The sequence below is a fragment of the Leucobacter sp. L43 genome (assembly GCF_016597785.1).
Classification (GTDB): Bacteria; Actinomycetota; Actinomycetes; order Actinomycetales; family Microbacteriaceae; genus Leucobacter; species Leucobacter alluvii.
This window is the reverse complement of the sequence record NZ_JAENJG010000001.1, coordinates 22,797-39,087: the sequence shown is the minus strand read 5'-3', so window position 1 is coordinate 39,087 and position 16,291 is coordinate 22,797. Positions and strand designations below refer to the sequence as shown.

Here is a 16,291-nt window from a genome sequence, read left to right as displayed (position 1 = left end):
GCCCGTCGCCGAGGACCCGCTGAGCGATCGAAGTCGCTCAGGTTCCAGCGGCGCCCACGGCCTCCCGCACGAGTTCGAGCAAGCGCTCAGTGCCGTCCAGCGCGCCGGCTGAGCGAGCGCGCCGCGACATCGCTTCGAGTCGGGGGTCGTCGAGCAGGAGCGGCACGAGCACGTCGTGCACCCACTGCGGCGTGAGTTCCCCGTCTTCCACGAGCAGCGCTCCCCCGGCCTCGACCATGCCGGCAGCGTTGAATCGTTGCTCACCGTTGCCGACGGCGTAGGGCACGAGTACCGCGGGAATCCCGAGGCCCGCGAGTTCGCTGACCGTCGTCGAGCCCGCTCGCGATACCGCGAGGTCGCAGGCCGCGAATGCGAGGTCCATGCGGTCGCAATAGGGAATCACGACGTACCCGGGCACGCCGGGGTCTTCGAGCTCGGTGAGACCGCCCCAGACGTGGAGCACCTGGATGCCGGCGTCGACGAGCATCTGCGCCGAGCCCGCGATCCCTCTGTTGAGCGCACGCGCACCGAGCGAACCTCCCGTGACGAGCAGGGTGCTGCGAGCCGGATCGAGTCCGAAGTGCGCGCGCGCCTCGTCGCGGAGCGCTGCACGGTCGAGTCCCGTGATCTCTGGCCGCAACGGCATTCCGGTGACCCGCGCCCCTGCGATCGGCGTGCCCGCGAACGTCACCGCCACGTGCGGCGTGCTCCTGGCGCCCCAGCGGTTCGCCAGGCCCGGTTTCGCGTTCGCCTCGTGGATGACGGTGGGAACGCCTTCGCGAGCCGCAGCACGATACGCCGGCGCCGACGCATACCCGCCGAATCCCACCACCACGTCGACGCCGCGGCTGCGGATCAACTCGCGGACCTGCGAGACCGCACGCGCGAAGCGCACCGGAAACCGCAGCGCCGCGGCGTTCGGGCGACGTGGGAATGGGAGGCGCTCGATATGCACCAGTTCGTAACCCCGCTCCGGCACGAGCCGCGCCTCGAGACCTTCGCGGGTGCCGAGCACGATGATGCCGGCCCCCGGTTCTTCCCGTCGAATGAGGTCGGCGAGCGCCAGAAGCGGGTTCACGTGCCCGGCGGTTCCGCCGCCGGCCAGCAGATACGTGGTCATGCGTGTCCAATCTCTTCCTGATGTCGTGCGGCATCGCGGGCGATCGAGATGACGACGCCGATGGCGATGAGGCACGCGATGAGGGCGGTACCGCCCGAGCTGATGAGCGGGAGCGGCACGCCGAGCACCGGCAGCACGCCGACGACGACCGCGATGTTCACGAACGCCTGGCCGACGATCCAGACCAGTACGCCGCCGACCACGGCTCGGCCGAACCGGTCGCGCGCCCGCACGATGAGGCGGAGCATCACCACGGTCAGCGCGATGAACAGCACGACGACGAGCAGTGCGCCGATGAGCCCCAGCTCCTCGCCGATGATCGCGAAGATGTAGTCGTTGTCGGCCGCGGGAAGCCACGACCATTTCGCCTTCGAATTGCCGAGCCCGACGCCGAAGAGCCCGCCGCCGGCGAGGGCCCACAACCCGTGCGTCGCCTGCCAGTCGATGCCGCTGTAGTCGTCGGTCCCTCCGGCGTGGCTGAGCAGCCGCGCCATGCGGTTCGGGCTCGACAGCACGAAGAAGGCGACCGCGAGCGCCGCGCCGATGGCCGTCACCCCGAGCGTCTTCCAGCTCATGCCCCCGAAGAACATCGCGCCGAACACGAGGGCGGCCATGATCATCACCGTACCCAGGTCCTTGCCGAGCAGCACGACTCCCAGGGCGATCAGAGCCCCGGGGATGACGACCGGGATCAGCTCGTGCCGCATCTGGCCGAACAGCGGCTCCTTCCGCTGCATCACGGCCCCGACCCAGACCACCAGCGCGAGCTTCAACGCCTCGGACGGCTGCGCAGTCACGCCGCCGAGCTGAATCCAGTTCCGGTTCCCGGCCACTTCGAATCCGAGCGGTGTGAACACCAGCAGCTGCAGCAGGATGCCGAGCCCGAAGAGCGCCCAGGCGTAGCGCTTCCAGAAGCTCACGGGCATTGCGGCGGCGACGAGCATCAGGGGGATGCCGATGACGGCGAAGATCACCTGACGCCAGAACCCTCCGAAGAAGCCCTGATCGGCGAGATACGAGGTGATGGATGATGACGAGAGCACCATGATGAGGCCGAAGCCCACCAGCAGCAGCGTGATGGTGTAGAGCGCGATGACCGTGCGATCGGAACCGATGCGCAGCATGCCGCCCAGCCGGATCAGGGCTTGGGCGGGAGCCCGGCCCGGTTCGCGCTCGCTCGTGCGCGCAGACATCATTCCAGCTCTCGGACCGCAGCTTGGAAGCGTCGGCCGCGGTCGGCGTAGCCGGCGAACTGATCCATGGACGCCGCAGCGGGTGAGAGCAGCACCGTGTCGCCCGGGTGCCCGATCGCACGGGCCTGCGCCACCGCGGACCGCATGATGCCGTCGGGGTCGAGCCCGGCGTCGTCGATCTCGACGACGGGCCGCTCCCCCAGGTGCCGTCTCAGTGCGGCGAGCACCGGCTCACGATCGACTCCGATCACCACGGCGCCGCGCAACCGGATCGCGTGCGTGCGCACGAGCTCGTCGATGTCGACGCCTTTCAGGAGACCGCCCAGCACCCACACGACATCGTGCAGCGCACGCAGCGACGCATCGGCAGCGTGGGCGTTCGTCGCCTTCGAATCATCGATCCAGCGCAGCCCCTGGATCTCGCCGAGCTGTTGCGCACGGTGCGGATCGGGCACGAAGGTGAGCACGGCTCGCGCGATCTCGCCCGGTTCCACGCCGCGGGACCGGGCGAGGGCGCTCGCGGCGAGCACGTTCTGCACCATGTGCGGGGCCGCGAGGCCTCGTTCTGCGAGTTCCTCGATCGTGACGAGCTCGAACGCCTCGCTGCGGCGTTCCGCGTGATAGCCGCGATCGACGAGGATCCCCTCGACCACACCGAAGCCGCTGGTCGGAGGGGTGTCGAGCCCGAAGCTCACGGCCCGGGCGCCCTTCACCACATCCGCGGCCTCCACCATGCGCTCCGTCGCCGCGTCTGCACGGTTGTACACGCAGGCGACCTGCGTGTGCTGATACACCTTCGCCTTCGCCGCCCAATAGGCGTCGTGGCTGCCGTGCCAGTCGAGATGATCGTCCGCGAAGTTCAGGCATGCGCTCGCGTAGGGCGAGATCTCACCCAGGCGCTCGAGCTGGAAGCTCGACAGCTCGACGACGATCGCGTCGTATCCCTGGGGGTCGCGCAGTGCATCGAGGATGGGAGTGCCGATGTTCCCAGCCGGCGTGACCCGCAGCCCGCCGGCCGAGAGCATGTGGGCCGTCAACTGGGTCGTCGTCGTCTTGCCGTTCGTGCCCGTGATGCAGATCCAGTCGGCGATCCTGCCCGTCTTATCGCGGAGGCGCCAGCCGAGTTCGATGTCTCCCCACACCGTCACATCGCGAGTGACCGCCCAGGTCGTGAGCGGATGGTCCGGCCGGTACCCGGGAGACACGATCACGAGCTCGGGGTCGAAGGCGGCGAGGTCGGCGAGCTGGGCCTCGTCCTCAGCAGACTGGAAGTACTCCGCCCCGATGACCTCGAGCAGTCGTTCGCGCTCCGAATCCGGCGCACCCGCGATCACCCGCACGCGCGCTCCCAGTTCGATGAGCGTGTCGGCGACCGAGAACCCGGTCACGCCGAGGCCGAGGACCGCGACGCGGAGTCCGGTCCAGTCGTGGTGCCAACTCGTCAGCGCATCGACACGGTCAGCGACCAGCTTCGCGTAGATCGCTGCGTCTCCGCCAGTGCTGTTCATGTCTGCTCCCATCACGACTGCTGCAGCAGCCATTCGCCGTAGAACGCGCCCACCCCGGCGATGACGAAGAGGGCGGCGATGATCCAGAATCGCACGACCACGGTCACCTCGGCCCACCCTTTGAGCTCGAAGTGATGATGGATCGGACTCATCAGGAAGATGCGCCTGCCGCGCGTGACCTTGAAGTACAGGCGCTGCAGGATCACCGAACCGGTCTCGATGATGAACAGTCCGCCGATCAGGATCAGCAGGACCTCGGTGCGGCTCAGGATCGCGAGCGCCGCGATGGCGCCGCCGATGCCCATCGATCCCGTATCACCCATGAACACATGCGCTGGGTTCGTGTTCCACCAGAGGAACCCGCCGACGCCGCCGAGGAAAGCCGCCGCGATGACCGCGAGATCCATCGGATCGCGCACCTCGTAGCACCCGGGCTCCGCAGCGTTGCTCACGCAGCTCTGCGCGGACTGCCAGAACCCGATCACGAGGTAGGCGCCGAACGCGAAGATGGCGGATCCCGCTGCGAGACCGTCGAGACCGTCTGTCACGTTCACGGCGTTCGTCGTCGCCGTGACGATGACCATGACCCAGATGATCACGAGCCCGATGCCGATGATGGGGCCAAACGTCATGAAGTCGAAGGGCAGGTCGCGGAAGACCGAGACATGGGTCGACACCGGGGTGATGCCCGCGCCGTTCGCGAACTGGATGCCGAGCACCGCGAACGATACCGCGATGATGACCTGACCTGCGATCTTCGCCCAGCCTCCGAGCCCCGCAGATGCCTGCTGCCGCGTCTTCATGAAGTCGTCGATGAAGCCGACGAGCCCCGCTCCGACGGCCATCAGGATGACGAGCAGCGCAGATGGAGAGGGCTGCTCGCCCATGACGAGCTTGCCGACGAAGTAGGCGATCACCGACCCGGAGAGGAAGATGATTCCGCCCATCGTGGGCGTGCCGCGCTTGATCTCGTGCTCTTTCGGCCCGTCGACGCGAATCGGCTGGCCCCAGCGCAGCCGGTTGAAACCGCGCACGAACAACGGCGTCAGGAGCAGCGAGTAGAGGAGGGAGAACCCGCCGGCGATGAGCAGCGCGATCATGCGTACGCCTCCCCGAGACGATCTCCGAGTCGCTGGAGGCCCGCGGCGTTCGAGGACTTCACGAGCACCGTGTCATCGGCGCGCAGTGTCTCGGTGAGGTAGGCGAAGGCTTCGTCCTGGGTGGGGAAGAAGGTGCTCTCCCCGTCCCAGGCGCCCTCATTGATCGCGCTGATGTGCAGCTGGCGCGCCTCGGCGCCCACGACCACCAGTTCGGAGATCCGCAACCGCACCGCCTGGAGCCCCACGCGTCGGTGCTCGTCGATGGAGTACTCGCCGAGCTCGCTCATCGCTCCGAGGACGGCGACCGAGCGCCCGGCCGGTCTGCGGATCTGTGCAAGCGTGCGCAGCGCGGCGCTCATGGAGTCCGGGCTCGCGTTGTAGGCATCGTTGATGATCGTCACCCCGTCGCGTCCGCCGAGCACCTCCATGCGCCCCGGGGCGGCGAGGGTCGCCGATTCGAGCGTCTCGACGATCTCGGCGAGCGGGATCCCGAGCGCCCGCCCCACCGCCGCGGCCGCAAGCGCGTTCATGACGTGGTGCTCCCCGAGTACCCGGAAGTGCACGGGGAGGGACGCTCCGTCGGCGTGGATCACGAATCGTGTGCCGTCCGCCGATGCATCCACATCGGTCGCACGGACGTCGGCCTCCGAGCCGAGACCGAACCAGTGGACCTGGGCGCGCGTGAGTTCGGCCATCTGCGCGACGCGGGGATCGTCGCGGTTCAGCACGGCGATCGCAGACGCGGGCAGGTCGCGCACCATCTCGCTCTTCGTGCGGAAGGTGGTCTCGATCCCGCCGAATTCTCCCGCATGGGCGAGTCCGACCGTCAGCACGACCCCGATGTGCGGCGGCGCCATCGCGGTGAGACGTGCGATCTCGCCTTCTGCGCTCGCTCCCATCTCGGCGATGAGCGTGCGCGTATCCGGTGCGACGCGGAGCATCGTCACGGGCCCGCCGACCTCGTTGTTGAACGATTTCGCTGAAGCGACGGTCGGGCCGGTGCGTTCTGCCATTGCGGCGACCAGGTTCTTCGTGGTCGTCTTGCCGTTCGAGCCGGTGATTCCGACGATCGTGAGGTCGCCCGCTTCGCGAACGCGTCGCACGACCTCGGTCGCGAGGGCGCCGAGCGCATCGGTGCTGTCGGCGACGACGATCTGCGGAACGCGGCTGTCCACCTCGTGCTCCACCACGAGCAGAGCGGCACCGGCGTCGACCGCTCGAGCGGCGTATCGGTGTCCGTCGGTCTCCTCACCGCGTCGGGCGAAGAAGATGTGCCCCGGTCCGACCTCGCGGGAGTCGGTCTGCGACTCGCCGTCGATGAGCGTCTCCGGCCCCGCTCCGCCGTCTCCGGGGACCAGGCGGCCGTTCACGGCGGTCGCGATCTCGGCCAGTGTCAGTGCAATCACGGGAGCAGTCCTGCCTCGCGGAGCGCACCGCGAACTTCGTCACGCGCCGAGTACGGGATGAACCGCCCGGCGACTTCTTGATGGTCCTCGTGTCCGGGACCGGCATACAGGATAACGTCACCGGGTTCGGCCAGCGAAATGGCGAGGCGCACGGCAGCCCGAGGATCGCCCTCCTCGATGACCTCGGCGTGCTGGGCCGAGCGGGCTCCGGCGAGCAGCTGAGCGCGGATCGCCTCCGGCGGCTCGGAGCGCGGGTGGTAGTCGCAGATGATGACGGTGTCGGCGCCCGCAGCCGCGATCCTTCCCATCTCCTCCCGCTTCGTCGTGTCGCGGTCGCCATCGGCTCCGAACAGGAAGATGATCTTCCCCGGCGCGACCTCTCCGAGGGCGTCGAGCATCGCCTCGAATGCCCCGGGCGTGTGCCCGTAGTCGACGTAGAAGCGCGGGCCCGTGCTGCCGCTCTCCGTGATCTGCTCGAGACGACCGGGGATGTACACCGGGATGCGACCCTGCTCGAGTCCCGCCTCGACCTGCGCGAGCGGAATCCCCGCCTCGTGCAGCATGATCAGCGCGAGCGCGGCGTTCTCCGCCATGAAGCGACCGAACACCGGAACGCTTCCGCGGAAGTGGGCGCCCTCCGGCCCCTGCAGCACGAACGACACGCCGTCGAGCGTCTGGCGTGTGACCGCGAGGTGCCAGTCGGCGTCCCGCCCGTACTCGGTGGCGAGGCGCGTCACCGGGATCTGCGATTCGCGTGCGATGCGCTGCCCCCAGGCCGAATCGACGACGACGACGCCGCGTTCCGCGTGCTCCGGCGCGAACAGCGCGAGCTTGGCTGCGAAGTAGGTCTCCAGATCGCCGAATTCGTCGAGGTGGTCCTGGGAGAAGTTGTTGAACGCGACGACATCGAAACGCAGGCCGTCGAGACGGTGGCGAACGACCGCCTGGGCCGACACCTCGATAGCCACGCCCTCGACGCCGACCTCGACCATGCGGGCCAGCAGTCCGTGCAGCTCGGAGGCCTCGGGGCTGGTGAGGTTGCTCACCACCACCTCGTCGCCGATCCGGCGCTCCGCCGTGGAGCTGAGCCCCGCGGTGATGCCTGCCGCGCGCAGCAGCTCGGCGATGAGGTACACGACGCTCGTCTTGCCGTTCGTCCCGGTGACGCCGAAGGTGCGCGCGGAGAAGCCGTCGGTGCGGTAGACGACCGCGGCGACGTCGCCGAGAATCAGGCGCGGGTGCGCGTCGGAGACGAGCACGGGCAGCGACGTCCCCGCGGCCGCGGCGAGCTCGGCGCCGGCCGCGTCGGTCAGCATCGCACTCGCACCGGATGCGGCGGCCTGAGCGGCGAACTCCGCACCGTGGCGCTGGGCGCCCGGCATGCCGACGTAGAGGTCGCCGGGTCGCACATCGCGCGAGTCGAGCGAGACGCCGGTGACGAACAGCCCCGTCGACCGGCCCGCGGCGCGCACGTCGAATCGCTCGACGATCTCGTCGAGCGGGACGGGGACGGGCTGCTGCGGGCGAATGCTCAAAGCATCTCCGGTACTCACGGGTGCTGGCCTCCTGGGCGTGATCAATACTCGGTGGGGAGCGGTTGGAACTCCCCCGTGGATGGCGGGATGTGGAACGTGCGGATCGTCGCCTCTGCGGCCTGCCGGAAGGCGGTGAGTGCAGCGACGCCACCGTCCCCTCCCGACGTCGGGAACGCAATCGATGCTACCGCGACGTACTGCGGGTCGTCGGCCGGGAAGATCCCTGCGAACGAGTGCACGTAGTCCGTGCGATAGAGCCCAGTAGCCGGGTCGACCTGCTCCGCGGTGCCGGTCTTGCCTGCGATCCGGTACCCCGGGATCGCGATGAGGTCCTTGAACCAGCCCTCGGTGGTGACGGTCTCGAGCATGCCCATCATTTCGGCTGCGGTGCTCTCCGAGATCGCCGTGACCGGCTCGCCGTGCTCGGGCGCGGTCGTCGTGCCGTCGGCCTCCACGCACTCCTGCACCACGCTGGGCGGCACGCGCACGCCCTTGTTCGCGATCGCCTGGTAGACGCCGGCAGTCTGCACGACGGTCGAGGAGAGGCCCTGACCGAACATGGTGTTGTACGAGGTCTGGCGGTCCCAGTCCCCCGGCTCGTACAGCAGACCGGAATCCTCGACCGGCATTCCCGCCTGGGTGGCGGTGCCGACGCCGAATCGCTTGAGGTAGTCGTATCGCGTCTCGGCGTCGAGCTGCGCGCCGAGCATCGAGGTGCCGACGTTGGACGACTGCGTGAGGATGCCGGTCAACGTCCACGGCATCTCGGGATGGTTGAACGCGTCGCCGAAGCGCACGCCTGGCTCCGGCTCGAGGTAGTCGGGCGTGAGGTTCTGCGACGCGGGCGTCGCGACGCCCTGGTCGATGAGCGCCGCCGCGGTGATCGCCTTGAACGTCGAGCCCGGCTCGTACGGCGAGGTGAAGGATCGCGCTTCGCGCTTCGCCGGGTCTGAGGCATCGACGTCGTTCGGGTCGACCGAGCCGTCCTCCGCAACGGCGACGAGCTCGCCGGTCTGGACGTCCATCACAGTGAGCAGTCCGTACGCCGCGCCGACGGACTGCACCTGCTGGTTGATCGCCTGCTGGGCCTCCCACTGCAGGTCGCGGTCGATCGTGAGCTGCACCGTCCCGCCGTCCTGCACCTTCCTGGTGACGACGACGCTCCCGGGGAGCGCCACTCCGTCCTCGCTCCGCTCGTAGGTCTCAGTGCCGTCCACCCCGGTGAGGCAGGCGTCCTGCGACAGCTCGACGCCGGCCTGCGGCACGTCGTCGGCTCCGGAGAACCCCACGATGTTGCCGCCGACCGCGCCGTTGGGGTAGGTGCGCGTGTGCTGGCTCTCGAAGGTGAGCCACGGGATCTCGAGCGCCTTGAGCGCGTTCAGCTGGGTCAGATCGATGGATCGCTGCACGTAGGCGAAGTCTGACTTCGGGTTGTCGCTCAGCGCGTCATCCACGATCTTCTGGATCTCCTCGCCGCTCTGCCCGGTCACCGCTCCGATCTCCTCGAAGGCCTGCGCTGCGGTGACCTTGACCGTGCCCACGCCGCGTTCGGTGTCGAAGCGGTAGAACACGCCGTCGTTCAGACGCGTGTTCTTCGGCGAGAGCTGCACGTCGTAGCGTTCGTCCGTCGTCGCGAGCACTTCCCCGTCGCGATCGACGATGTCGCCGCGCACGCTCGGAATCGCGACGGGCACCGCGCGCTTGTCTTTCGCATCCTCGTTCAGGGCGGCGGCGGAAACCACCTGCACGTCCACGAGTCGCACGAGAAACACGATCGCAGCGACGACGATGATGGCGAGCGCGATGGCCCGGCGAAGCGAAGATCCGCGCAGTCTCAGCATCCGATTCCTCCCGGAGTTCTGCTACTGCCTAGTGCGTATCGGGAGCAGGCAGCTTGCCCGTCCACCGTACCGGCGGATCGATGTCTTCGGCCTGAGCGCCCGCGGCCTGTCCGGAGTTCCGCGGCACGAGGAGGCCTGCGGCGTCCACCACCGGCATGCTCTCGAGGGTCGCATTCGGGATGAGGTTGCCAGAGGCTTCCGTCGTCTCCGAGTCGAGCGCCCCGAGCACTGCGCCGTCGCTCAGGCGGAGCGTCGCGGGCCGCGAGTTCTGAACCATGCCGAGCGCGGCCGCATTCTCCGCGAGGTTCTGCGGGGACGCGAGCTTGTCGACGTTCTGCGACAGCACTCGTTCCACGCGCCCGAGGTCGCGCTGCTCCACCTCGAGTGCGCGCGACTCGTATGCGCCCTGAGAGATCGCGATGCTCAGACCGAGCTGCGTTGCGAAGATGGCCAGGACGACGCCGACCGCGATGAGCGCTCCCGCGAGCGGGCTGCGCTGCGAGCGCTTCGCCGGCCGGGCCGCGGGGTGCGGCACCGGGCGCAGGTGCCGCTCGGGCTGGGTGGGCGCCGGCGTGCCAGAGGGTGAGCCGAGGCGGAGCGCCGCCGCGTCGAACTCCATCGGAAGCGTCGTACTCATCGTGCGTCCCTCATTCGTTCGGCTGCGCGCAGGCGCACGGGGATGGCGCGCGGGTTGCGCGCGCGCTCGGCGTCGTCGGCGAGCTCGGCTCCGCGTGTGAGGAGGCGGAACTCGGGACGATGCTCCGGGAGCTCGACGGGCAGGCCGGCGGGCGCGGTCGACGCCGTGCGACGCGCGAATTCGCGCTTCACGAAACGATCTTCGAGCGACTGGTACGACATGACGACCGCACGGCCGTCGACCTTCAGGAGATCGAGCGCAGCGGGGATCGCGCGCTCGAGTACTGAGAGTTCGGAATTGACCTCGATGCGCAGCGCCTGGAATACGCGCTTCGCGGGGTGGCGCTGGTCTCGCACCGCGGCCGGGGTCGCCGCCTGCAGCACCTCGACGAGCTGTCCGCTTCGCAGAATCGGAGCGTCCGCCCTGGCCGCGATGATCGCGCGAGCGTAGCGGCCCGCGAGGGGTTCCTCGCCGTATCGTTCGAAGATCGCGCGCAGGCGGCCCTCGGGCGCCGCAGCCAGCACGTCGGCCGCGGTCTCCCCGCTGCTCTGGTCCATGCGCATGTCGAGCGGAGCGTCCTGGGCGTATGCGAAGCCGCGGTCCGCCTCGTCGAGCTGCAGCGATGAGACGCCGAGATCGAAGAGCACGCCGTCGATCCGTGAGAAGCCGCTGTCGGATACGGCCTCGGCGATTTCGTCGTACACCGCGTGCACGCGGATCGCGCGGTCCCCGAATCGCCGGAGACGAGCGCCCGCGAGTTCGAGTGCCTCGGTGTCGCGGTCGAGACCGATCACGGTGAGCCGGGGGAAGCGGTCGAGGAGCGCTTCACTGTGTCCGCCCATGCCGAGTGTCGCGTCGACGATCACGGGCGTGTCGCCCTCGGCGATGCCCTGCGCCACCGGAGCGAGCAGTTCGAGGCAGCGCTCGAGCAGCACGGGGGTGTGCAGACCGCTCGGATCGCGTGTGTTGTCGTGTGCCATAGAGATTCCGGGCTAGAACATGCCCGGGATCACCTCCTCCTCGATCTCGGAGAACGCTGCTTCCTGCGCCGCCAGGTAGGTCTGCCAAGCCTCCGCATCCCAGATCTCCGCGCGCGAACCGGCGCCGATGACGGCGAGCTCGCGATCGAGCCCGGCGTACTCACGGAGGTTCTGCGGAATGGTGATGCGACTCTGCTTGTCGGGTGTTTCGGGGTGCGCCCCTGAGAGGAACACGCGGAGGTAGTCGCGCGCCTGCTTCGAGGCGAGCGGTGCGCTCCGCAGTCGCTGATGCATCTCGGCGAACTCGGTTTCGCTGAACACGTAGAGGCAGCGCTCCTGCCCGCGGGTGATCACGAGGCCGTCGGCGAGTTCGTTCCGAAACTTCGAGGGAAGAATCAGTCGGCCCTTTTCGTCCAGGCGCGGCGTGAAGGTTCCCAGGAACATGGGACCTCCTTTCGCCGACTCGTCCTCGAGCGCCAGTTTACTCCACTTTCCTCCACTTGTTCCTAAACACACTCCACTTTGCGGGCGGAATCGAGAGAATTCGCGAGAATACGCGGCGACGACACGGGGAGGCCCGCACGGTGACGGGCAGCACGCCGACGGATTCGAGCCTTCAAGCTCCCGAGAAAGCCCGTCTTCACGCGATTCGGACCCCGGCGGAAGGTTCGAATGGAGCAAAGTGGAGTGCATCGCGGGGCGCGCGCGCCGAATACCGGCAGGACCCGCAGTCGAGCGCCGCGTCAGATCGCGAGCATCGCCGAGCGGGCGCAAAAAAAGCGCCAGGTCATTGACCTGACGCGATCGATCCGGTTCGCCCCCGCAGCGGGGGCTTCACATCGGGAGCGGGCTCGCACTCAACTGGTGCCGTAGCGCACGCGATGCGCGCGCAGCAGCGGTGCGCGCAGCATTGGTCGAGCTACCGCTCGCCCTCCATGCGCTGATCCCACCGGCGCTCCATGCGCTCGCTCAACGACTCTCGCGAGCGGGGTGCCTTCGGACCCGAACCGGCGGAGGTGATGTCTTCGACGGTGAGCGGCCCGGAAGAGCGACGAGACAGCATGAGGATCACGCCGCCGAGCATCACGGCGAACCCGATGAGCCCGAGCCACAGCAGCTGCACCGCCACTCCGGCGACGAGGACTCCGATTCCGAGGATCACGACGATGATGCCGAGCACGAGCGACCGATAGTTCAGTCGACGGGGTTCCGACGAGCCAGCCTGGAGAACGTCGGCCTCGCTCTGATAGAAGCCGCGCTCCATCTCGTCGAGCAACCGCTGTTCGTGCTCTGACAGCGCCATGACGGCCCTCCTGCGCTTCGGGAAAACTTGGTACCGATCAGTCTACGACCCGCAGCCGTGAGTAGGCTAGGCGCGTGCAAGAAACGACGCGACTCGCAGGCCTCATTCAGGAGCGCATCGGCGACATCCTCGAACAGCATCGCAACGAGCTCGCGGCGCTCGGGGCGGACGCCGCGCCGCTGCTGGATGAGGCGAAGCGCTTCCTGACGGGCGGGAAGCGGTTCCGTGCGCAGTTCGCGATCCTGGGCTACCGGTCCGTGCGCGAGCTCGACATCATCGACGACGTCCACGGCCCGGCCGCCCCGGTGCTCGATGCCGCGTGTGCGCTGGAGTTCTTCCACGCCGCAGCACTCATCCACGACGACATCATCGACCGATCGGACACCCGTCGCGGCCGCCCTTCCGTGCACCGCGTGTTCGCCGAGCTGCACGGCGGCCATCGCTGGGCCGGCGACCCCGAGCACTTCGGAATCGCCGGCGCGATTCTGCTCGGAGATCTCCTGCAGTCGTGGGCCGACGAACTCATGCAGCGTGCGTGCGCCGCCGCGATCAGCCCGGGCGCGGCGCAGGCCGCGCGAGCGCATTTCAACCGCATGCGGAGCGAGGTCGCCGTCGGTCAGTACCTCGACGTGCTCGAGGAGCAGCAGAGCGAGTTCGCCGCGCACGACGAGCAGTTGGAACGCTCGACCCGGGTGCTCGTCTACAAATCGGCGAAGTACAGCGTCGAGGCGCCGCTCCTGATCGGCGCGGCGCTCGCCGGCGCCGATGAGGAGCAGGAGCAGGCCCTGCGGGACTACGGCCTCCCCATCGGCGTCGCGTTCCAGCTCCGCGACGACCTCCTCGGCGTATTCGGAGACGCATCGATCACGGGCAAGCCCGCGGGCGACGACCTGGTCGAGGGCAAGCGAACTGTCCTGGTCACGCTCGCGCGCGAGAACCTGCCCGGAACCCAGCGGCGCATCTTCGACGACCTGCTCGGCAACGATCTCGAGCCGGAACAGGTCGCGATCCTCCAGCGCACCATTCGCGAGAGCGGGGCAGTCGATCGAGTCGAGCAGATGATCGCGCGCAATGTCGAACGAGCGATCTCCTCGCTCGAGCATTCCCCGACCCGCCGTGACGCGAGCGAGGCGCTGACGCGGCTCGCCGACCGGGCGGCGCGACGCGAGTTCTGAGATCGCCCGAGGCGCGACCCGGAGTTCTCAACGAACCACGCGCACGAGAGGTCAGAAGGCGAGCGACTGCGTCGCGCGACGCACCGCGCTCTTCCGGCCGGCCTGAAGCGAATCGATCGGCCGCTCCCCCAGCTCGTCGTTCACCGAGAGCATCCAGAGCACCGCTTCCTCCTCGGAGAAGCCTGCGTCGTCGAGCACGAGCAGCGTGCCGCGAAGCGATGGCAGCGGCTCGTCGCCCTGCAAGAACTCTGCAGGAACCCGCAGGACGCCGTCGATGCGCACCGACGCGAGTACGCGATCCTCGATGAGGCGATGGAGCCGGCCGGGAGTGATGCCGAGGCGGTCCACGAGTTCGGGGACGCCGAGCATGGGAGCGGTCGTCAACGGGCTACGGTCTGAAGCGGTGTTCTCTGCCACGGGTCCACTCTGCCAGCGGCAACGGGTGAACGCAATCCGCGCGAGCCCGGCGCGCATCATGAAACGGCCATCGAAACTTCCGTAGACTCTCCGGGTGACCACCGTGCCCTCCGACCCGCTGATCGGGCAGACGCTCGACGGCCGTTACGCGATCAGGTCGCGCATCGCGCGCGGCGGCATGGCGATGGTGTACCTCGCAACGGATCTGAGGCTTGAGCGCCGCGTCGCCGTCAAGGTGATGCACGAGCATCTGGCGGAGGATGCGAACTTCACGCGCCGCTTCGAGCAGGAGGCCAGAAGTGCGGCCCGCCTCTCCCATCCCAATCTGGTCAACGTGTTCGACCAGGGGCACGATCTCGGGCGCACCTACCTGGTCATGGAGTATCTGCCGAGCATCACGCTGCGGGAGCTCCTGAAGCAGCAACGGCATCTGACCGCCGAGCAGTCGTTCGAGATCGGGGATGCGGTGCTCTCGGGCCTGGCCGCAGCCCACGGGGCGGGGATCGTCCATCGCGACCTCAAACCCGAGAACGTGATGCTCGCAGACGACGGGCGGATCAAGCTCGGCGACTTCGGGCTTGCCCGCGCAGTCAGCGCGAACACGACCACGGGTCAGGCGCTGCTCGGCACCATCGCGTACCTCTCGCCCGAGCTCGTCACGCGGGGAATCGCCGATGCGCGGAGCGACCTCTACGCATTCGGCATCATGCTCTACGAGATGCTCACCGGCGTGCAGCCGTTCGTCGGCGAGCAGCCGATGCAGATCGCCTACCAGCACGCCCACTCGGACGTGCCCGCTCCATCGCTCCAGAGCGCTGAGGCGAGCCCGGCGCTCGACGCGCTCGTGCTCTGGATGACCCGTCGCGAGCCCGACGAGCGACCGCGCGATGCGAGCGAAGCGCTCGAGTCGCTGCGGGCGATCACCCGGGGGGAAGCCCCCGCCGGTTCGACGCGCGTCCTCCCCCGCATCTCCGATGAGGGAACCCCGACGCCCTCGACGTCCGTGCTCGATCCGTCCGAGCGGTGGGCGGTCGGCAGCGCCCCCGACGCTTCAGAGACCGCAGTCGCCCCCGAGCTCAACGCCAGTGCCGCTGCATCGTCGACGGCCGCTCCCATCGATCGCGCGGCGGAAGCCGGCCGAGTCCGTCAGCGACGCGGCCGGCTCTCGGCTCTGCTCGCCGTGCTCCTGATCGCCGCCGCCGGCGGCTTGGGCTGGTGGTTCGGTCAAGGACCGGGATCTCAGGTGACCATCCCCGACGTCTCCGGCGCGGAGATCGCGGCCGCGCAGGCGACGCTCGAGGAGCGCGACCTCGTCGTGACGCTCGCCGAGTGCTCGAGTCTGGAGGTGCCAGAAGGACACGCCTCGTCGACGGAGCCAGCGTCTGGTGCGCGCGTCGATCGCGGCACGCCGATCCAGCTCTGCCAGTCGACGGGCCCGCAGCTGCTTCCCGTTCCCACCCTGGTCGGCTTGTCGCTCGAGGAGGCCGAATCCCTGATCGAAGAGCAGCGGTTCACGGTCGGCCAGGTCTTGGAACAACGCTTCTCCGACGATGAGCCCGGTACCGTGCTCGCGGCGCTCGGGTCGAACGGCGACGCCCTCGGCGACACGTATCCCGAGCGTGCAACCATCGACCTGATCACCTCGGCGGGCAGCGTTCCCGATGTGGCGGGACTCACGGCGGATGCCGCGACGGCCCGCCTCGCCGAGAGCTCGCTGACCGTTGATCCCGCAGCTGGGAGCGAGTCCTACAGCAGCGACGTGGAGCAGGGCTCCGTCATCGCCCTGCTCCCCCAGACCGACCCGATGCGCCCCGGCGATGCCGTGGGCCTCGAGATCTCGCTGGGCCCCGAACTCTTCCCCGTGCCCGACGTGTCCGGTCTCGACCTGCAGGAGGCCATGGACACCTTGAGCGCGGCCGGCTTCACCCCGACCACGCTCGTACCCGACGCGCTGCGCAGTTTCGCGAAGGCCACGGGAACCGACCCGGCCTCCGGCGAGAAGGTACCAGCGGGCACCGAGATCCGCATCAGAAGCACGATCTCGCTCTAACGCGCGGTGCCCGCGCTCCGGAGACG

General features: G+C 68.7%; 14 protein-coding genes. 2 read left to right on the top strand and 12 right to left on the bottom strand.

What is annotated here, in order from left to right:
• Positions 1–37: 37 nt before the first annotated feature.
• The 11 genes from JE033_RS00160 to JE033_RS00110 all read right to left on the bottom strand — a co-directional run bounded on the left by JE033_RS00160 (position 38) and on the right by JE033_RS00110 (position 12,623).
• Entirely contained in the window at positions 38–1,120 is a 1,083-nt protein-coding gene (locus JE033_RS00160) for a glycosyltransferase (RefSeq protein ID WP_200328668.1), read from the bottom strand.
• Entirely contained in the window at positions 1,117–2,313 is a 1,197-nt protein-coding gene (gene ftsW, locus JE033_RS00155; protein WP_090149383.1) for a putative lipid II flippase FtsW, read from the bottom strand. Before ftsW ends, JE033_RS00160 begins: the two co-directional genes overlap by 4 nt.
• Positions 2,313–3,821 (bottom strand): UDP-N-acetylmuramoyl-L-alanine--D-glutamate ligase, encoded by a 1,509-nt coding sequence (murD, locus tag JE033_RS00150; RefSeq protein ID WP_234037032.1) that lies wholly within the window; start codon positions 3,819–3,821, stop codon positions 2,313–2,315. The genes ftsW and murD overlap by 1 nt, the downstream gene beginning before the upstream one ends.
• An 11-nt stretch (positions 3,822–3,832) precedes the next feature.
• Positions 3,833–4,921: a phospho-N-acetylmuramoyl-pentapeptide-transferase gene (gene mraY / locus JE033_RS00145; protein ID WP_090149390.1), complete on the bottom strand. Its 1,089-nt coding sequence runs from the start codon at positions 4,919–4,921 to the stop codon at positions 3,833–3,835.
• Positions 4,918–6,327, bottom strand: a complete 1,410-nt coding sequence (gene murF / locus JE033_RS00140) for a UDP-N-acetylmuramoyl-tripeptide--D-alanyl-D-alanine ligase (protein ID WP_200328664.1) — start codon at positions 6,325–6,327, stop codon at positions 4,918–4,920. The genes mraY and murF overlap by 4 nt, the downstream gene beginning before the upstream one ends.
• Positions 6,324–7,862, bottom strand: coding sequence for a Mur ligase family protein (locus tag JE033_RS00135; RefSeq protein WP_200328662.1), 1,539 nt, complete (start codon positions 7,860–7,862; stop codon positions 6,324–6,326). The genes murF and JE033_RS00135 overlap by 4 nt, the downstream gene beginning before the upstream one ends.
• A 41-nt stretch (positions 7,863–7,903) precedes the next feature.
• Positions 7,904–9,703 (bottom strand): penicillin-binding protein 2, encoded by a 1,800-nt coding sequence (locus tag JE033_RS00130; RefSeq protein ID WP_200328660.1) that lies wholly within the window; start codon positions 9,701–9,703, stop codon positions 7,904–7,906.
• 28 nt (positions 9,704–9,731) lie between these two features.
• A complete protein-coding gene (locus JE033_RS00125) occupies positions 9,732–10,340 on the bottom strand; it encodes a hypothetical protein (RefSeq protein ID WP_090149400.1) in 609 nt (202 codons plus the stop codon).
• Positions 10,337–11,320 (bottom strand): 16S rRNA (cytosine(1402)-N(4))-methyltransferase RsmH, encoded by a 984-nt coding sequence (rsmH, locus tag JE033_RS00120; RefSeq protein WP_200328658.1) that lies wholly within the window; start codon positions 11,318–11,320, stop codon positions 10,337–10,339. Before rsmH ends, JE033_RS00125 begins: the two co-directional genes overlap by 4 nt.
• 12 nt (positions 11,321–11,332) lie before the next feature.
• Positions 11,333–11,764 carry a division/cell wall cluster transcriptional repressor MraZ gene (gene mraZ, locus JE033_RS00115; protein WP_090149408.1) on the bottom strand — a complete coding sequence of 144 codons (432 nt, stop codon included), beginning with the start codon at positions 11,762–11,764 and terminating at the stop codon, positions 11,333–11,335.
• 475 nt (positions 11,765–12,239) lie between these two features.
• On the bottom strand, positions 12,240–12,623 hold the full coding sequence (locus JE033_RS00110; protein ID WP_200328656.1) for a DUF3040 domain-containing protein: 384 nt from the start codon (positions 12,621–12,623) through the stop codon (positions 12,240–12,242).
• Positions 12,624–12,697: 74 nt separating this feature from the next.
• On the opposite strand from JE033_RS00110, the gene JE033_RS00105 reads away from it, so the two are divergent.
• Complete coding sequence (locus JE033_RS00105; protein ID WP_200328654.1) at positions 12,698–13,798, top strand: polyprenyl synthetase family protein; 1,101 nt, start codon at positions 12,698–12,700, stop codon at positions 13,796–13,798.
• Between the two features lie 51 nt (positions 13,799–13,849).
• On the opposite strand, the gene JE033_RS00100 is transcribed toward JE033_RS00105, so the two are convergent.
• The gene (locus JE033_RS00100) at positions 13,850–14,215 is read right to left on the bottom strand and encodes an Rv2175c family DNA-binding protein (RefSeq protein WP_370567870.1); all 366 of its coding nucleotides are present in this window, start codon (positions 14,213–14,215) and stop codon (positions 13,850–13,852) included.
• A gap of 94 nt (positions 14,216–14,309) precedes the next feature.
• On the opposite strand from JE033_RS00100, the gene pknB reads away from it, so the two are divergent.
• Positions 14,310–16,265 (top strand): Stk1 family PASTA domain-containing Ser/Thr kinase, encoded by a 1,956-nt coding sequence (gene pknB, locus JE033_RS00095; protein WP_200328650.1) that lies wholly within the window; start codon positions 14,310–14,312, stop codon positions 16,263–16,265.
• The last annotated feature ends 26 nt before the right edge of the window (positions 16,266–16,291 follow it).